The 21,284-nt window shown below is 35.7% G+C and carries 22 protein-coding genes; 10 read left to right on the forward strand and 12 right to left on the reverse strand.

What is annotated here, in order from left to right; translation table 11 throughout:
• The first annotated feature begins 21 nt into the window (after window positions 1–21).
• Complete coding sequence (gene leuB, locus GWR14_RS11115; RefSeq protein WP_163409097.1) at window positions 22–1,077, forward strand: 3-isopropylmalate dehydrogenase; 1,056 nt, start codon at window positions 22–24, stop codon at window positions 1,075–1,077.
• A 73-nt stretch (window positions 1,078–1,150) separates the two neighbouring features.
• Here the strand turns inward: leuB and GWR14_RS11120 are convergent, their stop codons facing one another.
• Both GWR14_RS11120 and GWR14_RS11125 read right to left on the reverse strand, forming a co-directional pair.
• Complete coding sequence (locus GWR14_RS11120) at window positions 1,151–1,501, reverse strand: RNA recognition motif domain-containing protein (RefSeq protein ID WP_163409098.1); 351 nt, start codon at window positions 1,499–1,501, stop codon at window positions 1,151–1,153.
• 122 nt (window positions 1,502–1,623) lie between these two features.
• On the reverse strand, window positions 1,624–2,109 hold the full coding sequence (locus GWR14_RS11125) for a DUF6252 family protein (RefSeq protein ID WP_163409099.1): 486 nt from the start codon (window positions 2,107–2,109) through the stop codon (window positions 1,624–1,626).
• Between the two features lie 201 nt (window positions 2,110–2,310).
• Between GWR14_RS11125 and GWR14_RS11130 the strand changes: the two genes are divergently transcribed.
• From GWR14_RS11130 to GWR14_RS11155, 6 genes are all read left to right on the forward strand, one after another.
• Entirely contained in the window at window positions 2,311–2,877 is a 567-nt protein-coding gene (locus tag GWR14_RS11130; protein WP_163409100.1) for a 30S ribosomal protein S16, read from the forward strand.
• A gap of 16 nt (window positions 2,878–2,893) precedes the next feature.
• A complete protein-coding gene (gene rimM, locus GWR14_RS11135) occupies window positions 2,894–3,418 on the forward strand; it encodes a ribosome maturation factor RimM (RefSeq protein WP_163409101.1) in 525 nt (174 codons plus the stop codon).
• A gap of 95 nt (window positions 3,419–3,513) precedes the next feature.
• The gene (locus GWR14_RS11140) at window positions 3,514–4,221 is read left to right on the forward strand and encodes a tRNA1(Val) (adenine(37)-N6)-methyltransferase (protein ID WP_163409102.1); all 708 of its coding nucleotides are present in this window, start codon (window positions 3,514–3,516) and stop codon (window positions 4,219–4,221) included.
• A 156-nt stretch (window positions 4,222–4,377) separates the two neighbouring features.
• The gene (locus GWR14_RS11145) at window positions 4,378–5,559 is read left to right on the forward strand and encodes an acyl-CoA dehydrogenase family protein (protein WP_163409103.1); all 1,182 of its coding nucleotides are present in this window, start codon (window positions 4,378–4,380) and stop codon (window positions 5,557–5,559) included.
• A gap of 85 nt (window positions 5,560–5,644) precedes the next feature.
• Entirely contained in the window at window positions 5,645–6,427 is a 783-nt protein-coding gene (locus tag GWR14_RS11150) for a DUF3050 domain-containing protein (RefSeq protein WP_163409104.1), read from the forward strand.
• A 61-nt stretch (window positions 6,428–6,488) separates the two neighbouring features.
• Complete coding sequence (locus GWR14_RS11155; RefSeq protein WP_163409105.1) at window positions 6,489–7,265, forward strand: SGNH/GDSL hydrolase family protein; 777 nt, start codon at window positions 6,489–6,491, stop codon at window positions 7,263–7,265.
• Between the two features lie 156 nt (window positions 7,266–7,421).
• Here the strand turns inward: GWR14_RS11155 and GWR14_RS11160 are convergent, their stop codons facing one another.
• From GWR14_RS11160 to GWR14_RS11205, 10 genes are all read right to left on the reverse strand, one after another.
• A complete protein-coding gene (locus GWR14_RS11160; RefSeq protein WP_163409106.1) occupies window positions 7,422–7,988 on the reverse strand; it encodes a hypothetical protein in 567 nt (188 codons plus the stop codon).
• A 29-nt stretch (window positions 7,989–8,017) separates the two neighbouring features.
• Window positions 8,018–9,043, reverse strand: coding sequence for a hypothetical protein (locus GWR14_RS11165; RefSeq protein ID WP_163409107.1), 1,026 nt, complete (start codon window positions 9,041–9,043; stop codon window positions 8,018–8,020).
• Window positions 9,021–10,649 carry an NAD(P)/FAD-dependent oxidoreductase gene (locus tag GWR14_RS11170; RefSeq protein ID WP_163409108.1) on the reverse strand — a complete coding sequence of 543 codons (1,629 nt, stop codon included), beginning with the start codon at window positions 10,647–10,649 and terminating at the stop codon, window positions 9,021–9,023. Before GWR14_RS11170 ends, GWR14_RS11165 begins: the two co-directional genes overlap by 23 nt.
• Window positions 10,624–12,144: a polyamine aminopropyltransferase gene (locus GWR14_RS11175; RefSeq protein WP_163409109.1), complete on the reverse strand. Its 1,521-nt coding sequence runs from the start codon at window positions 12,142–12,144 to the stop codon at window positions 10,624–10,626. Before GWR14_RS11175 ends, GWR14_RS11170 begins: the two co-directional genes overlap by 26 nt.
• Window positions 12,137–12,352 carry a DUF350 domain-containing protein gene (locus GWR14_RS11180; protein WP_163409110.1) on the reverse strand — a complete coding sequence of 72 codons (216 nt, stop codon included), beginning with the start codon at window positions 12,350–12,352 and terminating at the stop codon, window positions 12,137–12,139. Before GWR14_RS11180 ends, GWR14_RS11175 begins: the two co-directional genes overlap by 8 nt.
• An 11-nt stretch (window positions 12,353–12,363) precedes the next feature.
• On the reverse strand, window positions 12,364–12,543 hold the full coding sequence (locus tag GWR14_RS11185) for a hypothetical protein (RefSeq protein ID WP_163409111.1): 180 nt from the start codon (window positions 12,541–12,543) through the stop codon (window positions 12,364–12,366).
• 6 nt (window positions 12,544–12,549) lie between these two features.
• A complete protein-coding gene (locus tag GWR14_RS11190; protein ID WP_163409112.1) occupies window positions 12,550–13,779 on the reverse strand; it encodes a DUF4178 domain-containing protein in 1,230 nt (409 codons plus the stop codon).
• Window positions 13,780–13,782: 3 nt separating this feature from the next.
• Window positions 13,783–14,145: an S-adenosylmethionine decarboxylase family protein gene (locus GWR14_RS11195; protein WP_163409113.1), complete on the reverse strand. Its 363-nt coding sequence runs from the start codon at window positions 14,143–14,145 to the stop codon at window positions 13,783–13,785.
• A gap of 351 nt (window positions 14,146–14,496) precedes the next feature.
• Window positions 14,497–14,949: a hypothetical protein gene (locus tag GWR14_RS11200; protein ID WP_163409114.1), complete on the reverse strand. Its 453-nt coding sequence runs from the start codon at window positions 14,947–14,949 to the stop codon at window positions 14,497–14,499.
• A 169-nt stretch (window positions 14,950–15,118) separates the two neighbouring features.
• Entirely contained in the window at window positions 15,119–17,077 is a 1,959-nt protein-coding gene (locus GWR14_RS11205) for an LTA synthase family protein (RefSeq protein ID WP_163409115.1), read from the reverse strand.
• Between the two features lie 192 nt (window positions 17,078–17,269).
• On the opposite strand from GWR14_RS11205, the gene GWR14_RS11210 reads away from it, so the two are divergent.
• Genes GWR14_RS11210 through GWR14_RS11220 form a run of 3 tightly spaced genes read left to right on the forward strand, consistent with a single transcriptional unit; the run spans window position 17,270 to window position 21,244 of the window.
• A complete protein-coding gene (locus GWR14_RS11210) occupies window positions 17,270–17,791 on the forward strand; it encodes an RNA polymerase sigma factor (RefSeq protein ID WP_163409116.1) in 522 nt (173 codons plus the stop codon).
• Between the two features lie 24 nt (window positions 17,792–17,815).
• The gene (locus GWR14_RS11215; protein WP_163409117.1) at window positions 17,816–18,712 is read left to right on the forward strand and encodes a FecR family protein; all 897 of its coding nucleotides are present in this window, start codon (window positions 17,816–17,818) and stop codon (window positions 18,710–18,712) included.
• A 3-nt stretch (window positions 18,713–18,715) separates the two neighbouring features.
• Entirely contained in the window at window positions 18,716–21,244 is a 2,529-nt protein-coding gene (locus GWR14_RS11220; RefSeq protein WP_163409118.1) for a TonB-dependent receptor, read from the forward strand.
• Window positions 21,245–21,284: the final 40 nt, after the last annotated feature.

A 21,284-nucleotide genomic window follows, 5' to 3' on the forward strand; every position in this document is an offset into this window, starting at 1 on the left:
ATAACCTATAATATCAATAAAATGAAATTTAACATAGCCCTTTTAGCCGGAGACGGAATCGGACCAGAAGTAATTGATCAGGCAGTAAAAGTATCAGATGCTGTTGCACAAAAATTTGGACATGAAATCACATGGAAACCAGCTTTAACCGGTGCTGCTGCAATTGATGCAGTAGGTGAGCCTTATCCGGATTCTACACACGAAATTTGCAAAAATGCTGATGCTGTTCTTTTTGGAGCGATTGGACACCCTAAATACGATAACGATCCTTCTGCACCGGTAAGACCAGAGCAAGGTTTGTTAAAAATGCGTAAAGCACTAGGTTTGTTCGCAAACGTAAGACCAACTTTTACATTCCCTTCTTTATTAGATAAATCTCCGTTAAAAAGAGAAAGAATCGAAGGAACTGACTTAGTTTTCTTAAGAGAATTAACCGGAGGAATTTATTTTGGCGAAAAAGGAAGAAAAGACAACGGGGATACTGCTTTTGACAACTGTGTTTACACCAGAGCTGAAGTACAGCGCTTAGCTAAAAAAGGTTTCGAATTAGCCATGACACGTTCTAAAAAACTATGCTGCGTTGATAAAGCAAACGTTTTGGAAACTTCACGTTTATGGAGAGAAACGGTTCAGGCAATGGAAAAAGACTACCCGGAAGTTGAAGTAAGCTACGAATTTGTTGACGCCGTTGCAATGCGTTTGGTTCAATGGCCAAACTCTTATGATGTATTGATTACTGAAAACTTATTTGGAGATATTTTAACAGACGAAGCTTCAGTAATTTCTGGTTCAATGGGATTAATGCCTTCTGCATCTATGGGGGCTGAAGTATCTTTGTTCGAGCCTATTCACGGTTCTTACCCACAAGCTACAGGATTGAATATTGCTAACCCAATGGCTACCGTTTTGTCTGCTGCTATGATGTTTGAAAACTTCGGATTGATGGAAGAAGGAAAAGCAATGAGAGATGCTGTAAACAAAGCTTTAGAAGCCGGAGTAGTTACTGAAGATTTAGCTAATGGAGGCAAAGCATACGGTACCAAAGAAGTAGGTGACTGGTTAGCTGCTAACATCTAATTTACTTAGAATAATAGAACCAAAAAAGGCGTCAATTTTCATTGACGCCTTTTTATATATTTAGAAAAAAATATTAATATCCTCCTCTGTTTCCACCACGGTCATTTCCACCACGGTTGTTTCCGTAACCTCCGCGAGAATTACCTCCACGGTTGTTATTGAAGCTTCTTCTTTCACCTTCAGGTTTTGGTTCAGATTTATTAACCACAATTGTACGACCTGAAACGACAGCTCCGTTCAATTCATCAATTGCTTTTTGAGCTTCTGCGTCATTTGGCATCTCAACAAAACCAAATCCTTTGCTTCTTCCGGTAAATTTATCAGTAATAATTTTAACTGAATCTACCTCTCCATAAGCCTCAAAAGACTCTCTTAAATCTGCTTCCTCAATACTGAATGGAAGGCTTCCAACAAAAATGTTCATATATACTTATTTATAATAATAGAACAAATGTAGTTTTATTTTTCTCTAATCTACTACAGATTAGTTTATTTATGTTTTTATTTTGATTTTAAAATCAAATCCAATATTGCAAACAAAAAACTTTAAAACATTTCCTCTGCTATTACAGGAACTTTGTAGAACACTCCTTCGGTAAAACTAATTTTCGGATTTTCAGTATCAGCCTCATTCTTATTTACAGCAGTAAATTTAAACGTTCCGGATATTGTCTGACTTTCAGAATTAAACTCAGTAATCACTATTTGTCCGGTTCCTATATTTGTTCCTGTATAAAATGAAACCGCATTATCAGAAGAGCTGTCTTCAAAATACGCTTTAGAAATATCATCAGCCCCAAGGGTAAAAGTTTGTTCTGCTGAAGATGATGTCTGTAAAGTTACTTTTTCAAACCCTAACGATCCCTCAATAATTACATTGCCACTCTGAGTCAAATAAGCCTGATAGCTCTGAGCCCTCCAAAAAACATTATTTTTTAAAGTTTGAAATGCCGTATTATTGAATTTAACATCCTCTGCAGTACACGACAAGAGTATTCCCATCAGAGAAAGCAAAAAAATCCATTTCTTCATATTGTAGCGGTATTATCAAAAAAAGCTTAGAAAAATAGGTTTAATCAGTATAGAAAACACACAGTCTCAAACCAATATCTTTTTAACGAAATTCTATCTAAGCAGAATTATTTTAATCTGAACGTATAATTGACAAAAAAATTATATCTTTGCGCCCTTAATTAACAGAGGTCGAGTACCTCAAAATTTAATCATTAGATTATGTCAGTAAAAATTAGATTACAAAGACACGGTAAAAAAGGAAAACCTTTTTACTGGGTAGTAGCTGCAGATGCACGCTCAAAAAGAGATGGTAGATACTTAGAGAAAATCGGTACTTACAATCCAAACACTAACCCGGCAACTGTTGAGTTAAACCTTGACAGCGCAGTTAAATGGTTACACAATGGTGCACAGCCAACTGATACTGCAAGAGCTATCCTTTCTTACAAAGGTGCTTTATTGAAACACCACCTTGACGGAGGAGTTCGTAAAGGAGCTTTAACTCAAGAGCAGGCTGATGCTAAATTAACTGCATGGTTAGAAGCAAAAGCTGGAAAAGTTGATGCTAAAAAAGATGGTTTATCTAAAGCAAAAGCTGATGCTAAAGCTACAGCATTAAAAGCAGAGAAAGAAGTTAACGCTAAACGTGTTGCTGATGCTGCTGCTGCACAAGCTGAAGCTGCTGCCGCTGCACAAGCTGCTGAGGCTACTGAAGAAGTTGCTGAAGTTGAAGCTGCTGAAGAAGCTCCTGCTGCTGAAGAGAATAACGAAACAACTGAAGCATAATTTTTACTTGGCGGTAATGCGTAAAGAAGATTGTTTTTATTTAGGTAAAATCGCTAAAAAATTTAGTTTCAAAGGTGAAGTTCTGATCTATTTAGACACAGACGAACCTGAGTTATACGAAAATCTGGAATCAGTGTTTGTTGAACAAAACAAACATCTGATTCCTTTTTTTATTGAAACCAGTTCTCTACATAAAGGCGATTTCTTAAGAGTTCGTTTTGAAGATGTAAATACAGAACAAGATGCAGATGCTTTAATTGGCAGTGCTATTTATCTTCCTTTAACAATGTTACCAAAACTTACAGGTAACAAATTCTACTTCCACGAAGTTATAGGTTTTGAAATCGAAGACCAGCGTTTAGGTGTATTCGGGAAAATTACTTCTATTAATGATTCTTCTGCACAGCCGCTTTTTGAAGTTTTGAATGGTAATGTAGAAATCTTAGTTCCAATGATAGACCATTTCCTTGTAAAAATTGATCGTGAAAACAAAAAAGTGATTATGGATCTGCCGGAGGGTCTTATTGAAATGTACCTTTAATTTAGATTGTTAGACTTCTTAGATTGTTGGATTTTTAGATTATTCATTTGTTGAGGGGAAAATCAGAAATCGTTAATCATCATTCTTAAATCATTATGTTTCAATTCAAACAATTTTATGTAAAACAAGATAAAACTGCCATGAAAGTAGGAACAGATGGCGTTTTACTTGGTGCGTGGACTCCAATTCACCATAATCCGTTTAGTGTTTTAGACATTGGTGTAGGAACGGGAATTATTGCTTTGATGCTGGCACAGCGAACTTCTGCTGAACAAATTGATGCTCTCGAAATTGATGAGGATGCCTACGAACAGGCTGTTGAAAATTTCGAAAATTCGCCTTGGGGAGACCGCTTATTCTGTTTTCATGCCGGTTTAGATGAATTTATCGAAGAACCGGAAGACGAATATGACCTAATTGTTTCAAATCCGCCTTTTTATTCTGAAGATTATAAAACCGAAAACGATCAGCGTGACTTAGCACGTTTTCAGGATGCGATGCCTTTTGAAGAACTCATTGAAGCTGCTGCTTTGTTACTTTCCGAAAACGGAATCTTTAGTGTAATTCTTCCTTTTAAAGAAGAGGAAAGCTTTATAGCTTTAGCAAAAGAAGCCGAATTATATCCAACCAAAATTACACGCGTAAAAGGAACTCCGGCTTCAGAAATCAAACGCAGTTTATTGGCTTTTAGCCGCAATGAAAATCCGGAAACTGAAATCGATGAATTAATCATTGAAACTTCCAGACATATTTATACGCCTGAGTATATTCAGCTGACAAAAGATTTTTATCTGAAAATGTAATCCTCAATTTTATCTTTAGGTAATTCAAAATCTATAAAAAAATCTATTGCTTACTTTTGAATAACTCAAATAAGTTAAGTATTTATTTTACAACAATAACTATTAGTTTTGTTACATTTCTTTATGTAGATTTGCAGTTAACAAAACTATCGCACCATGAAACCCGACTTATTTCAGGCACCTGATTATTATAACCTTGATGATTTACTAACAGACGAACACAAACTGGTTCGCGAGTCTGCACGTGCATGGGTAAAAAGAGAAGTTTCTCCTATTATTGAAGAATATGCCCAAAAAGCCGAATTTCCTAAGCAAATTATAAAAGGTCTCGGAGAAATCGGTGGATTTGGCCCTTACATTCCGGTAGAATATGGAGGAGCTGGTTTAGACCAGATTTCGTACGGACTGATTATGCAGGAAATTGAACGCGGGGATTCAGGCGTACGATCTACCTCATCTGTTCAGTCTTCTTTGGTTATGTATCCAATCTGGAAATACGGGAACGAGGAACAACGCCTAAAATATTTACCAAAACTAGCCACCGGAGAATTCATGGGCTGCTTTGGTTTAACCGAACCCGATCACGGTTCTGACCCAGGGAGTATGATTACCAATTTTAAAGATATGGGAGATCATTATCTTTTAAATGGTGCCAAAATGTGGATTTCGAATGCACCTTTTGCTGATATTGCTGTCGTTTGGGCGAAAAATGAAGAAGGAAGAATTCACGGATTAATCGTAGAACGTGGTATGAAAGGTTTTACAACACCAGAAACACATAACAAATGGTCGCTTCGTACATCATCTACAGGTGAATTGATTTTTGATAACGTAAAAGTTCCTAAAGAAAATTTATTACCCAACAAATCAGGTTTAGGAGCACCACTTGGCTGCCTAGATTCAGCCAGATACGGCATTGCCTGGGGAGCAATCGGAGCAGCAATGGACTGTTATGACACGGCTTTACGTTATGCCAAAGAAAGAATCCAGTTTGGAAAACCAATTGGCGGAACACAGTTACAGCAGAAAAAATTAGCAGAAATGATTACCGAAATCACGAAGGCGCAATTATTAACCTGGCGCCTGGGTGTATTAAGAAATGAAGGAAAGGCAACAACAGCCCAAATCTCTATGGCGAAACGCAACAATGTCGATATGGCGATTCACATTGCACGCGAAGCCAGACAAATGCTGGGCGGAATGGGGATTACAGGCGAATATTCGATCATGCGCCATATGATGAATCTTGAAAGTGTAATCACCTACGAAGGAACACATGACATTCATTTATTGATAACCGGAATGGATGTCACTGGGATTCCAGCATTTAAATCATAAACATCTATTAAAATATATACAAATGATTCTAAAAAAGCTTCTTCTAACCGGGAAGCTTTTTTATATTTACCAAAAAATACCACCTATGAATATTACTACCATTAACAAAAACATCCAGCCTCAAAAAGATGTGCTGTTACAGCATCCTTTGTACAATAAAATCCAGAGCATCGATGACTTACATCGCTTTTTAGAAAGCCATGTTTTTGCTGTTTGGGATTTTATGTCATTATTGAAGGCTTTACAAGCCAAACTTACCTGCACAACCACACCCTGGTTTGCCACCGAGAATCCTGAAACCAGATATTTAATCAACGAAATTGTCCTTGCCGAAGAAACAGATCTTAGCATCGATGGCAGAAGACAAAGTCACTACGAAATGTATCTTGAAGCGATGGAGGATTGTGGCGCAGACACAACAGGGATTAACAAATTTTTATCTGAAGTACATTCGCTTCATAATATTTTTGTGGCCATCAAACAAAGTTCATTGCATCCGGATGTAAAATCTTTTTTAGATTTCACCTTTAGAGTTATTGAACAAGGAAAACCACATGAAATAGCTGCCGCTTTCACTTTTGGAAGAGAAGATCTGATTCCAAGTATGTTTACTGAAATCCTGAAAAACTTTCAAAAAAACCTGCCGGATACCGATTTAAGCAAATTACTGTATTATTTCGAAAGACATATCGAACTGGATGCTGATGAACACGGGCCAATGGCCATGCAGATGATTACCGATTTATGCCAGGATGATGCCCAAAAATGGAAAGAAGTAGAAGAAGTTTCAATCCTTGCCCTTGAAAAAAGAATCGGACTCTGGAACGCCATCGAAGAAGAAATTCTCCTGAAAACAGAAATGGTTTAAAAACCAAAATAATATATTTAACGTAACTATTTGTTTAAACGTATCGCAATTTAAACAAATTATGAAACCGCAATTTAAACAAATAGTTACTGTTATCCTTTCCATATTCCTTTTAAGCTGCAGTACTGAAGAAACACCTTCTGAAACAGCAGTTACTCCCGAACCTGTTACTCCTCCAACAACAGTCCCGAACCCGGAAATTCCAACTGGTCCAATTGCTAAATCAATAAATTATTTAGCGTTAGGTGACAGTTATACCATTGGGCAAAGCGTCTGCGAAACCTGCCGATTTCCAGAACAGCTCAAAACAAGCTTAAAAATGTTTTATACAAAAACTAACTTTTCATTAAAAGTTATCGCCACAACCGGATGGACAACCACAAATTTAATTTCAGCCATAAACCAGCAAAAACCCGAATCCAATTATGATTTGGTAACGTTGTTAATTGGCGTCAACAATCAATATCAGGGCAAAGATTTTTCTGTTTATGAAAAAGAATTTCCTGAGTTAGTAACCAAAGCAATTGAATTGGCAAAAGGCGATAAAAAAAATGTAATAGTAGTTTCGATTCCCGATTATGCCTACACTCCTTATGCAAAAAATTTAAGCGATAGTCAAAAAGCAAAAATCTCCACAGAAATCAATCAGTACAATAGCTTTGCCGAGAATTATTGCAAAACAAATGACATCGTTTTTGTTGGAATTACCGATATTACCAGACAAGGACTCAGCAATCCAAATCTGGTTGCTTCAGATGGTTTGCATCCTTCAGAATCGGCTTATGCTGCGTTTGTTGAGCGCCTTATGCCCAAAGTCCAAATAATATTGCAGGATTAGCTATTTAATAATTTTAAGAAGCAAAACTTTAGTTTTTAAAACACCCTTAGTCCCGCTATCCATTTTATCTTTTATGGCGAACCCCGCCACAAAAGGATATCATTTCTATCGGGGCTGGATTAGAGGATTTTCCATTTAAAGAACGCATTTTTATTTTTACATTGACGGAGGTGGAGGTGGAGCCCAAACATCCCCTAAATAACCAAAATCTAAAACTTTTTTTGTTGGGAGAAATTTTAATTTGGCATTTATTTGTTCTAATGAACCTATGAATATTTTAAGCTCTTTTGGAAATTTATTTCCATATAAAGAAATCTTTTTTCGCTTATCTCCTATAGAAATACCCAAAACATAAGCCTGACGGCCATACAGATGCTCTTCTGTATAAATACTATCAAACTTTGTAAAATCTATTCCATTAAATAATTTAATAAGTTTTTCTCTTTCTTTTGATTTAAGGATTGCATACGAGTTTTCTATTGGATAAGGATCACTTTTATGAGCATAAATCGTATCGCTTTTTGCAAATTTTATTGAATAGATACGAAGTGAGTCTGCTAAAGTAAAAACAAAATTATCAAAAGGAAATGGCCTGGCTTCCTGATTACCAGAAGGCAATGACTTAACCTCTTGATCATCAAAAGGTAACGATATGACTTCTTGTTTTTTAGAACAGGAAATTAATATAAATAGAAAATTTAAAAGTATAATTTGTTTTTTCATAATATTAAAATATAAAACATTCGTATCAATCATACAGCTTTCTTAGACTTCCAAATAAAACCATCCAGTAAATAATGTGTAAACTGAGGTACACTCAATAGCGGAACCAGGACAAACTGCCAGCCCGAGAAATCAAAATTACTGATCGAAATGTTTTCATTCCACACAAAAAACTCCCAAAGAAACTCTTCTGAAAAAGCAATTACCAATAAAATCAATGCGTAAATAAATACAGCATTGTAACTTTTCAGGAAACTAAAAACTCCTGAACCGCTATCAATTTTATTTTCAACTTCTCTGAAATAAACCAATGCCATATACGGAATTCCGTGTGAAACTACATTCAGCAAAGTAAAAACAAGATCATCATTAAAATAGACAATTCCGAAATACCACGACAAGGCTGTTCCTAAAACAATAATGTTTTTGGGTATGTTAAAAAAGCTGTTTTTCACTGAAATAATTCCAGTACGAACCACATACAATAATAAAATACCAATGTAAATCCAAAACAGAATATTCAATAAAGTCTGATTCTCAAAATGAAAAAATTCGTCTTCAACAAACCAGTTAAATTTTCTGTTGGGAGACAAAAACCAAAACAGCATCGGGTAAACGGTTGCTGCATAAATCGCCAGATTATCGATTATAACAGAAGCCTTTGTTTTTTCTTCGTTACGGGCATACAAACGCATAAAACCATATTGTTGCCTGATGAAATGAAAGACAGCTACATAAGCCAGAAAAGACCAAAAAACGAGACTTCCGAAAGAAAACAAAACCATGCTTATTACAAAACAAATAATCGGCAGGAGAATTAGCAATTTCTTCTTTTTCTGAAATTCATCTGCAACAAAATACGTTTTAAACAAAGTCGCATAAACGTGGGCTACGTCGATAAAAACAATTAAAAAAAGCCAGGTATAAAAAGAATAATTATTTTCGATTTCAGTTATGTAATCCTGAAACATAAAAATGATCGCCAGTACAAAAAATGACGGTCCGATGATAAACAGTAAATCTGTTTTGGCTTTATGAATCCAGGGTTGCATCATTTAAAATTTGGTTTACAGCATTAATTCCCTGATGAAAAGCTTCTTCAAAAATAGAGATTCCGGACAGATCGGTATGAGCAAAATAAATTCGGTTTTCGATATTTTTTGCCGCATTCTCTTTGGCCTGACCAAAAATAAAATCAGGTACTGGCGAAATCATTCCGTGGCCTAAAATAAAGACCTCCATTTCTTCCGTGTATTCTTCAATATCCGGATGCGCAATTTTCAGGTCATCAAAAACAACCTGTTTCCAGTATTCCTTATCTTTTTTATAGATTTCTTTTCGGGTTTTCTTCAAATCCGGTGATGAAAAACTATAATAATAGGTGATTACTTTTTTCTCCTGAACCTGATTGAGCGTCTGATGCTGCGCATATACATAACCCAGACCTTTGGCATCATAAATCACATTATCCCACGAAAGCGGAAAACTGAAATTGTCTGACAAATCATTTACCGTTAAAGTTGCCAAAAGCCATGGTGTATAATGAAATTCTTTTGTAAAAGCTTTTCTGTCTTTTATCAAATACTGATTGACAAACTGAGGTGTTGCCATAATAACTTTGTCTGCAATGATTTGTACTGAAACCTTTTTGACATCATCAAATGCCTTTACAACAACTTTATTGTTTTCGACTTTTACCTCATAAACCAAATGGTTTTTCAGGGTTTTCTTCTCAGCATATTTTTTAAGATGACCGGCTAATCTTGCATTACCTTCCGGCCAGGTTAAAACGCTTTCATTTTTATCGGCAACCGAATCCTGTTTTCTTCCGGCAAAATAATGAATTCCGGCCCAGGCAGAAACGAATTCAATTCCTAATCCAAAGTCATCTTTACAGCAATAATCGATATAATTGAATAAAGGTTTCGATTTGAAATTATTATTTTCAAACCATTTTTGCATGGTTATTTTATCCAGATTTCGTGCATTTTGATCTTCAGAAGAAAGATAAATCGGAATATCAAATAAGTATTTCTGATCTGCTCCTTTAGCTATTCTGAATGCATCCATTTCCTTAAAGAATCGTATAAATTCCCTATCATCTTCAGCCGAATTTCCTTCTTTTGGAACAACGCCTTCCTGCCAGTTATTTTTATAAAACAATCTTTCGTCAGGCGCAAAAGTCAATTGCAGTTCATCGAAAACCGGAAGACCTTTTTCATTATACCCTAAGATAATTTTTTCTTCTTCCAGAAAATGCAGTAATTCTTTATCCTCAAAATTGGGAAGAGGAAGATAATGTGCTCCTAATGGATATTTTGAATGTTTATTTTCGCCATTTGAAGAGTTTCCGCCCAGATGATCTGCCATTTCAAGGAGCAAAAAATCTGAAATCCCTTTTCTATGAAACTGGCGGGCAGCACTAAGTCCCGAAATTCCTCCTCCAATAATTAAATACGGAATCTGAATTTGCTCTGTTGGCTTCGGAAAATCTTTAATCCATAACCGATGCCCCAGAAGATGATTTGTTCCGGACAATCGAATCATTAAAATCGCTATTTTATCGGAACAAAACTGTAAAAACGGAATCAGAAGCAATGAAGCCCCAATTCCTTTTATGAAATTTCGTCTTCCTTTATTGCAATTTTCCCCACTCTTCATCAAAATAGCGCACTAAAATCTGGTTATCCAAACGGTTGATTTCTATTTGGCTTGAAATCATATCGTTGGTAAAATAATTGAACCGATCGAACTGATAATTGTAGAATTTCAGCCCCGGAACTTGTCTTTTTACATCGTTAAAAGTAGTTCCGAAACCGTTTATCGCAATCGTATAGCCCCATTCTCCAAAAGAAGGAACATAGGCATGATACGCATCAACCTGTGGAAAAACCTGCATTACTGTTTTATTGATACACCAAAATGATTTTGGCGCAAAATAAGGCGAAGTAGTCTGAATGACAACAGCTGCATCCGGCTGTAAAATGGTTTTTATGGTTTGATAGAAGTTTAATGAATACAATTTTCCTAAACTGTAATTGGAAGGATCCGGAAAATCAATAATTGCAACATCAAATTTTTCTGTACAGCTTTTTGCCCAAATGTAAGCATCAGTATTGATCACTGTAACTTTCGGATTATTCAATGAGTTTTTATTGAAATTCGTTAATACTGTATTGGTTTTAAAAAGCTTTGTCATTCCTTCATCCAAATCAACCAGAGTTACTTTTTCAACCTCTTTGTATTTCAATATTTCACGAACCGCCAAACCATCTCCACCGCCCAGAACTAAAACGTTTTTTACCTTTTTAGCAATCGACATTGCAGGATGAACCAAAGCTTCGTGATAGCGATATTCATCAGCAGAACTAAACTGCAGATTGTTGTTTAAATACAATCGGTAATCACTTTTATTATGTGTTAAAACAATTCGCTGATACGGAGTTGTATTGGTATAAATAATATTTTCTCCATACAATTTGCCTTCAGAATAAGCCAGAATAGAATCTGAAAAAACAAAAACGCTCAGCAAAAGCAGAAATGAAAAAATTGCTTTTACCCTTAAGAAATAAGGCTTTTTTAATTCATTCTTCAAAAGAAAACATAAAACAATGGCGATACTCACATTGATCATTCCGAAGAAAAGCGACGTTCCCATTATGCCTAATTTCGGCACTAAAACCAATGGGAACAATATCGACGCCAGCAAAGCCCCGATATAATCAAAGGTAAAAACATTTGAAACCAGATCTTTGAATTCGACTCTGTCTTTTAAAATATTCATTAAAAGTGGAATCTCCAAACCGACCAAAAAACCGGTTACAAAAACAAATAAATACAAGATAAACTGAAAGGATGCAACGCTTTCGAACAGTAAAAACAAAACTACCGAACTCAATCCGCCAATCAGTCCAACCAATATCTCAATCTCAACAAAAGTGTTGAGCAGATTTTTATGGAAAAACTTTGAAAAAAAGGAGCCGATACCCATCGAAAACAGGTAAACTCCAATAATAAATGAAAATTGTTTTACCGAATCGCCCAATAAATAACTTGCCAGTGTTCCTGCAACCAATTCGTAAATGAGTCCGCAGGTGGCGATTATAAAGACAGCAAACAGTAAAAGAAATTCAAACCTGAGAAACTTTTTACCCATGAATTGCGGCACTAATAATCATGGAGATTCCAATGATAAAAGCTGCCAGAACAATCGCAACAGCAATGTTATTTTTTTCTACAACTTCTTTCCATGTTTTCTCAGGAGTAAGTCTTTCGATGATAAAGTATCCGATTAATAAGATGACTATTCCTAAAAAAGAATAAATAATAGAATTAACTATTGGCTGTGCGTGAATATATTCCATATTGTTAAATTTTATTTGTGATAAAAACGGTTATAGGATGTACGGCTTCCCGTAGACTTGTAACTTTCGGTAGATTCGCAGTCGCAGATACGGTTTCCGGCAAGAGCAAAATAAATATAAACCCCAAAGCAAAAAAATCCAATTGCCAATGGAGCCCAGTTGTTGGTAAAGAAATCCGAAATTCTTTTCATATTGACTTATTCGTATGTAGAGTACGAGCTGTCTGCCCATCTCTCTTTTTCAAATTGATTTTTAAAAAAACGTATGATGAAGAAAATTACAATCATACCGATAACCACGATCCAGACATTTCGGTTTGAAGGCTCATTCCAGACTACATTTACATGCATTTCACTGTTAGAAATATCTTCCGGCGCTTTCATCGGTGTAATCAAAAGGTGATATTTTCCTCCTTTTACCCCACAAATATTAAATTTCTCAGACTGGCTTCCTTCTGTCCAGGATTCCCCATCCGAATAACCATAATAGTATTCGATGTCCTTGTTGGCGTAAATTTCGTCGTTGGTATCTTCATTCACTAATGCAACATTTAAGTTTGCCCATGAATTATTGACACCCGTTGAAACCTTAATCGTCAACGGAGCCGAAGCACCATTGAGCACAAACGACGGACTGGTAACTTCTTTATTATCAAATTCGCTGAATTTAATTGTACTGTTAAAAACATTCTGTTCCACCTGATCTTTATAAATATACCAGTTTGCGGTTATAATCAGCAAAGCAAAAAGGCAGAAAACAACAGCTGTATTTCTAAGATCAAAACGGTATGGCTGAATCATACTGACTCCTGACTGATACGGCAGCGTGATTCCCGGAAAAGCTTTCTTTATTTCGCTTTTTCTGATATATTCTCCATGAAAAGCTGTTTGTACATTGTTCATTTTTTCTACCGAAACAATGTAGGGAGGATTTATAAATTCAGCAAGATGTGCCAGTTTATTAACCGGAATCTCAAAATCAAAAAATCCCTGCGCATTCACTATTTCAGCATCCGAATGTTCGAATAAATCATAATCTTTACCATCATAATTCAGAACTTTGGTACGTTTCTTTAAATCATCAATCTTTTTCATTTCGGTAAGCATCATCCAATGCCCGTTTGAAAGCGACAAGTAAAGAAACTCTTTTACATCATTTTGCAGAATAAACTCTGTCCATCTGTAATCAGGATGCACTCTTTTTCTCAAAATACCGGTTACTTTGTACTGACTTCCATTTAAAAAACCAGTATCGCCAATAGCCAGCGGAATAACTTCTGATTCAGCTTTATATTGTGACTTTCTGCAAAATTTCCCTTCATCATCACCTACATACAAGCTTCGACATTTAGGACAAACAAAATTGAGTACTTCAAAACCAACCTCTAATTCGGTTTCTGTATTACAATCGTAACAAGGAATTTTCATGTTTTATCGGTTAATTTCAAAATCCTTAATAATTTTCGCTTCAAAATAAGCAATATAATCGGCCACGACACTGCGAACCTTATGCGAGTTATCCTGAAGATAATTGCACAAATAAACATCCAAAGTCAACTGATTGTATTCTGGCCAGGTATGTATACAAATATGGGATTCTTTAAGGCAGAACGAAATGGTAAAACTGTTATTTTCAAAATCATGCACCACTACTCCAACCTTCTCTAAACCGTACTTCTCTAAAATAGAATTTGTTACCACAACAAAATCATTACTGGCTGTAAGTTTCTCCGTCTTGTCAACATGTAAAGTAACCAGTTTATGCAGTCCCGGTGAATAAGGCGGTAAATCCATCAATTATTTATATAACTCAGGTGCCAAATATATAATAATTTCTCTAATAAAATAATGTGAAAATAGATTTCCAAAATCATTTATCGACTCACGAATAGAGACTATATAATTGAGTTTTTTTGAATTTTCAGGCAGCAGAAATTTAGTTTTCAAAACACCCTTAGTCCCGCTATCCATTTTATCTTTTGTGGCGAACCCCGCCACAAAAGGATATCATTTCTATCGGGCTGAATTAGAAATTCTATTCATCAATTTTCAACTATTCATTTATTATTTTAATGATATGTCTGAAAAAACAAAACTCCCATCATCGACGGGAGTTTTTAGAATTAAAAATGAAATCCTTTATAATTAGTTTCTTTCAAATACCAAGTAGTCTGATGGGCCATCATCATCTATATCAGCAACTTCAACCTTTGTATCACTAATACTAATAATATCCCAATCCTCGTTAAGTACTCTAAAACTTTGTGGGTTAGCAAAATAAAGATTCAGATCCAGATCAGTATCCGGTGGAGTGTCATGTTCATCATCTGATGTAACGGACCAAGATCCTGAATAAGTTTGGTCATTACCGTTTACAGCTAATACATTCCCATTACTAAAAGTAAAATTATAGCCGGCAAAATCGGCAGTTTTGTTAACACCACTATCTTCAAATTTTGTAATTCTCCATGTACCAACTGTAAGAACAGAAATTGCAGGCGTAGGATCTGTATTAAGTGATTTGTCATCGTCATTGTCACAAGAAGTGGTTAAAACACTTACGGCTAAAAAGGCTAAGGCAAAAATTTTTTTTGTCATGATAAAAGTAATTAAATTTATTATTTTATTTCGTGCAATACGTAAAGACCATTTTTCTGCAGCCTTTACTTTGCTTCTGTATATATAACCCCTGTTATGTTTACATCCCTACCATAAATATTTATTTTTTATTAAAAAATTAATCCGCAGGAATATCAGTATTATATTTTTATTTAAGCATTTTATTTGTAAAGAGATAATCGGCTGTTTGGTACCAGGCTATTGTTTCATCTAAAAATGATTTGTCTATCTTTAATGGTCTCAGATTGTTGTTGGTTTTATCCCAGCTGTAAAAGGCCTGTTTTTTCTGGTCACTTAAAATCATTACGTTATTCTTTTTCATCAGTACCAATTTACGATAAGTGCCCAAAAGCGACCGCTCTTCAAAATCTTTACTAAGAACATTTTTTCCAAAAAAATCAGACTCATAATTCCATCTAAAAAGGGAAAACAAAGTAGGAAAAAGATCTATCTGAGAACATTGTTTACTTATTTTTTGATTAGGTTCATCAGGAAAGTTTACAATAAAGGCGGGTATGTGGTAACTTGCCACATCAATTTCATCTTTCCCTGCACTGCTGGCGCAATGATCAGCGATTATTACAAAAACAGTATTTTTGAACCAGGGCTTTGTTTGGGCTTTTGCGAACATTTTGCGTAAAGCAAAATCAGTATATTTTACCGCACCAGAACGACCTGTACCCGAAGGTATATCTATTTTCCCTTCGGGATAAGTATAGGGTCTGTGATTAGAGGTCGTCATTACAAAATTAAAGAACGGTTTTTTAGCAGCGTATTGCTTATCGGCCACTGAAAGCATTTTATTAAAAATATCTTCGTCGCAAATACCCCATGCATTTTCAAAAGTAACTTCGCTGTCTTCAATATTGTTTCGGGTCGCATTTATAGCATCGTTTAATATACTTCCTCTACCACGATCATAAATATTGAATCCGTTACCACCAAAGTAATCGTTCATATTATCAAAATAACCATCTCCACCGTAAAAAAAGTTACTGTCATACCCTTTTAATCTAAATACGCTGTTTACCGTATAAAGACCTGTGTTTTCGGGTCTTTTTATAATACTCTGACCAGGAGTGGGCGGTATGCAAAGTGTCACGGCTTCCATACCCCTTACTGTTCTGGTACCTGTGGCGTACAGATTACTAAAAAAAATACTTTTTTGTGCCAGACTGTCTAAAAATGGAGTGATTTTCTCTTTGTTACCAAACTCCTGCATAAATTTGCCGCTAAGACTTTCCACCAGTATGAATACTATATTTCTGTTTTCTTCAGATGAAAGACTATCTGTAATCCTCCGGTGTATAGAAAAACCTTTACCTATATAATTTACGTTGGCACCATTTAACTTACTTTTTACAATGCCAAAAGCTTTTTTATCATCGATAGAAGTATAAAAATCCCGATACTCCATTTGATTATTCCTAAATGCAGCGAAAAAAGAATATATACCCGATTTTGATATTTCCGAATTATATCGGTTAGAACTCCACTCCGCCTGATTATTGGTTATAAAAACAGTGAAGAAGAGTCCTGTCAATAAGGTTCCTGCCAAAAGAATTAATCTTGACTTTACCCCTGCCTTACAGGTAAATGTATTTTGAAAAGCTGCCTGTTTATAAAACAGAAACAGTACTCCCAAAGTTGTTGACAATACACCTCCAATTAACAATGGCAACGGATAGGACTCTTCTATATTGGCAATCACTTCGTGCGTATAAATAAGATAATCAACTGCAATGAAATTAAATCGGGTCTTAAACTCATCCCAAAAGGTAAACTCAGCAAAAAAGGTAAATACCAGTATAAAAATGGTTATTGCCGTAAATCCCCAAACTAAAACTTTATCTCCTCTGCTTCCTGTCCATCTGTCAGGAAATACAGAAAAGTAAATAACTGCAGGAAAACTTATGAAAGTTATAGTTCCGATATCAAAAAAAAGACCCGTAAAAAGCGTTCTTAAAAAATTTACAATATTCCATGAAACTTCGTCATATTGCCAGATAAAAAAGCTTATTCGTAATAGCAGTGATACAACTAAAAACCAAAGCACAAAATTGAATAGTAAAGAAAACCTTTTAGGGATCGTAAATTTTTTAACCATAACCGAACTAAATTAATTATTGATTCATTTTTATTTAGAAAAAAGCAAATAAGGGTGTTTTGAGTTACCCTATCTTTGCATCTGAGTATACAACCGCTGTTACATTATCATCCCTACCCGAAATATTTATTTTATTTTTCAGGTAGGGATTTTATCAGACCAGGGGTTACACTTATATCTAAGGTTACATTTATGTCAAAAAAAGAAATTTACAATACCTGCAGCGAGAATCATTTTTCCCTATTTTTTAAAAGCCACGAAAAAGCGCTCCGTAATTTTCTATATTACAAATTTGGCAACGAAGATCAGGCGTATGATACTGCGCAGGAAGCTTTCATCAAATTATGGCAAAATTGCAGCAGTATTCCGTGGGAAAAAGCAAAATCTTATCTCTATACAGTAGCATTTAATAAATCACTAAAGGTAGTCGCCCATCAAAAAGTAGTTCTTAATTATGTGCAGCAATCGCAGCCAGTTATAGCTACAAACGAAAGCCCTGAATTTGTACTTGAAGAAGAACAATTCAGGCAAAAGCTATTAAAAGCTATTGATGATCTTAACGAAACACAAAAAATTGCTTTTTTAATGCACCGTATCGACAAAATTCCTCAAAAAGAAATTGCAGTCGCATTGGGAATCAGTGTAAAAGCAGTAGAAAAAAGACTTCATCTGGCCATGCTTGCACTAAAGAAAAACATAGAAAATTTCAGGTAACTGAAAACAAAAAAATAGTACGTTATGAAAGAGGATCATTATTTATCACGTTTGCTTAGCAACAATTTGTCTGAAGACGAAAAACAGGCTTTAGGCAAAGATATTGACTGGCAAATGTTTGAAAAAATAAAAGAACATTCCGCACAACTGAGTGTGTCGCAGAGAGAACCCGGCAATATGCTGCAAACCGTTTTAGCGGCCCCTAAAAAGAAATCGTTGTTTAAAACGCATTCTTTTCAATGGATGGCAGCGGCAGCAATGTTGCTATTATTCACAGGAATTGGATTTTTATTCTTAAAAGACTCACAAACATCCATTTATGCAGCCAGAGGAACTGAGAAAACATTTTTACTCCCTGACGGATCTCAGGTGAGCCTGAATTCTGATTCGGAAATCAATTTTGATAAATCAGACTGGCAAAAAAATCGAACGCTTAGTCTAACGGGGGAAGCCTATTTTAAAGTTGTTAAAGGAAGTAAATTCAGTGTTATAACACCAACCGGGATTGTTCAGGTCTTGGGGACACAATTTAATGTGCGATCCCGCAGTCAAAGAATGGATGTAGCCTGTTACGAAGGCAGGGTGAGAGTTAGTGAAGAAAATAAAGAAGAAATAGTGACCCCGGGCAAAATGGTTACCATAAACAAAGGCAGCTGGATCGTAAACAAAGTAACTGTAAACCAGCCTGAATGGACTGCCAATCAAATTATTTTTCGTGCTGATTTGCTCAACGAAGTTACTGCTGAACTGGAACGCAAATATAATGTTACAATTAAAGTCAATAAAGTGCACATCAACAAAGAATATACCGGTACTGTACCGGCAGATAATTTAGACATAGCCCTAAAGATTATTGAAGAAACCTTTAACCTTAAGAGAACCCAACTCGCAGATGGCAGTTATGAATTAATGAAGAAGTAAAAATTGTCTAAAAAAGCTTTATTATTATATATCTTATTTTTAACCTGTTGGGCAGCAAATGCCCAGCAGGACGGGACTCGAATACCCCTACGCAAAGCTTTACGGGACATTGAGTCTACGTACAATATAAAGTTTAATTACATCGAGCACGATATCGCAGGAATTATGATTTCAGCTATTCCTTCAGGAAATACACAAGAAATCATTACTAAACTTACAACAGAAACAGATCTTGTTTTTAATCGTATCTCTGATAATTATATTGTTGTAAAACCGGCACAGGTCAAATCTTTGCAACTTTGTGCCCTTTTATTAGATGCTGATACAAAAGACCCCATTCCTTTTGCCACGATAACATTGGGCCCCAAACAATCCATACAATCAGATGCCGAAGGTCGTTTTTGTTTCTTTATTTCCAACAACAAAAACCTGTACATCTCTCATGTAGGCTACAAAAATAAAACCGTAGCTGTAAGCACCTTTGTAAAAGAAGGAATAACTACAATTGAACTATCTGTTAATATCGCCCAGCTCTCTGAAGTGCAAATCATGCATTTATTAACGCGTGGTATTAAAAAAGACGGAAATGGAAGCTACAAAATCGAATCTAAAAATACCGGGATACTTCCGGGCATGACAGAACCGGATGTGTTTCAGACCATTCAGCAATTACCCGGTGCTGTAAGCCTTGATGAAACCGTTTCTAACATCAGTTTCCGAGGAGGAACACACGACCAGAACCTGTTTCTTTGGAACGGTATACGCTTGTACCAGACAGGGCACTTTTTTGGTCTTATCTCTGCTTTAAATCCTAATCTTTCGCAATCATTTACTGTTTATAAAAATGCAAGTCCTGCTCAGTACGGACAGGCAGTATCCAGTACCGTAATTATTGAAACACTGCCTGAATCAAATAATTTTTATGAAAGTTCCATAGGAATCAATATGCTCAATATCGATTTCAATACTTCATATAAGACATCCGATAAGGCTGACTGGCAATTTAGTGCCCGAAGATCCATAACCGATTATTTTGCTTCGCCCACATATAAGAGTTATTTTAAACGTATTTTTCAAAATACTAAAATCACCAACTTGTTTATCGATGAGGATATTGATTATAAGAGTTCTGAAGATTTCTATTTCTATGATATAACAGGTCAGTACAGGCAAAAAATAGGGAAGCACTCCGAACTTAGGATAAACTCCATTTTAATTTCCAACGAGCTCAACGTAAACCAAAGCATTGCAGACAATAATGGCACTATCGATGAAAAAAGCAAACTTGACCAGCAGACAATAGCCGGAAATGCCTGTTTTTCTACCAAATGGGAATCCGGTGATGCAACTGAATGGTCACTACATTACAACAATTACAGCATTGATTCACGTGATATGTTTATAGAAAGTAACCGAATTCTTAAACAGGAAAATACTATACTGGATAAAGGCCTCGAAATAAGTCACCGCATTTCACGAAGTAAAAATTTCTCACTACAGCTAGGCTATCAGCTTAATCACACCAATATTGACAACACTAATAACGATAATACTTTTGAGCTTCAAAATAGCAAAGAACACCTCCTTTCTCATGCTGTATATGCGCAGGCCGATGCAAACTATAAACAATTTTTCCTGACTGCCGGAATCCGACAAAACTATTTTCAAACCCTTCGTACCTTTTGCACAGAACCCCGTTTTTTAATACGTTACAATCTTACTAAAGATTTTGGCATGGAACTTCAGGGCGAAATGAAAAGCCAGACAACACAACAAATTGTTGATTTTCAGGAAAACTTCTTTGGTCTGGAAAAAAGAAGATGGACGCTTTCTAACGGCGATAACCTTCCGGTTACCAAAAGCTCACAGCTCTCATTTGCTCTAAATTTTCAAAAGCGTAAATGGTTGTTTACTGCAGAACCATTTATTAAAAAAGTAAGCGGAATCAATAGTATAAGCCAGGGGTTTCAGGGACAGTTTGAATTTGCCAATACTTTAGGCAAATATACCGTCTATGGTATCGAAACGCTGCTACAAAAACAATGGCGCAATTTTACCAGTTGGGTAACTTACCAGTACAATAATAATGAATATGCGTTTGATAGCTTACATGATCAGGACTTTACAAGTAATCAGGAAGTTCCGCATGCAGTTAGAAGTGGATTTATTTACGACAACAAACGCTGGCAATTTGCCTTAGGAGGAAGCTGGATGTCTGGCAGATTCTACACTCAGCCCGCTTCCCGTGTTCCTGAATTTGATGAAAATCAAAATCCAATGATTGTATATCGAAACCCAAACAGCAGCCAGTTAAATGACTATTTACAGCTAAATGCCTCAATAAGTTTCACCAGTACTTTTTCGGATAAAATAAAATGCAAGGCTGGAATTTCTGTACAGAACCTTCTTAATTCATCAGAAACTATAAACAGAAGTTATCGTATCAACTCACAAAACTCAACCATCGAAGAGGTAAATATCAATGCTCTGGAAAATACATTTAATGCTTTTGTACGGGTTTATTTTTTGTAGTTTAGCTAATGAGCAAGCTGTTCATCTTTAAAACCTGTTT

Origin of the sequence: Flavobacterium ajazii, from assembly GCF_010614725.1 — a bacterium.
Lineage (GTDB): Bacteria > Bacteroidota > Bacteroidia > Flavobacteriales > Flavobacteriaceae > Flavobacterium > Flavobacterium ajazii.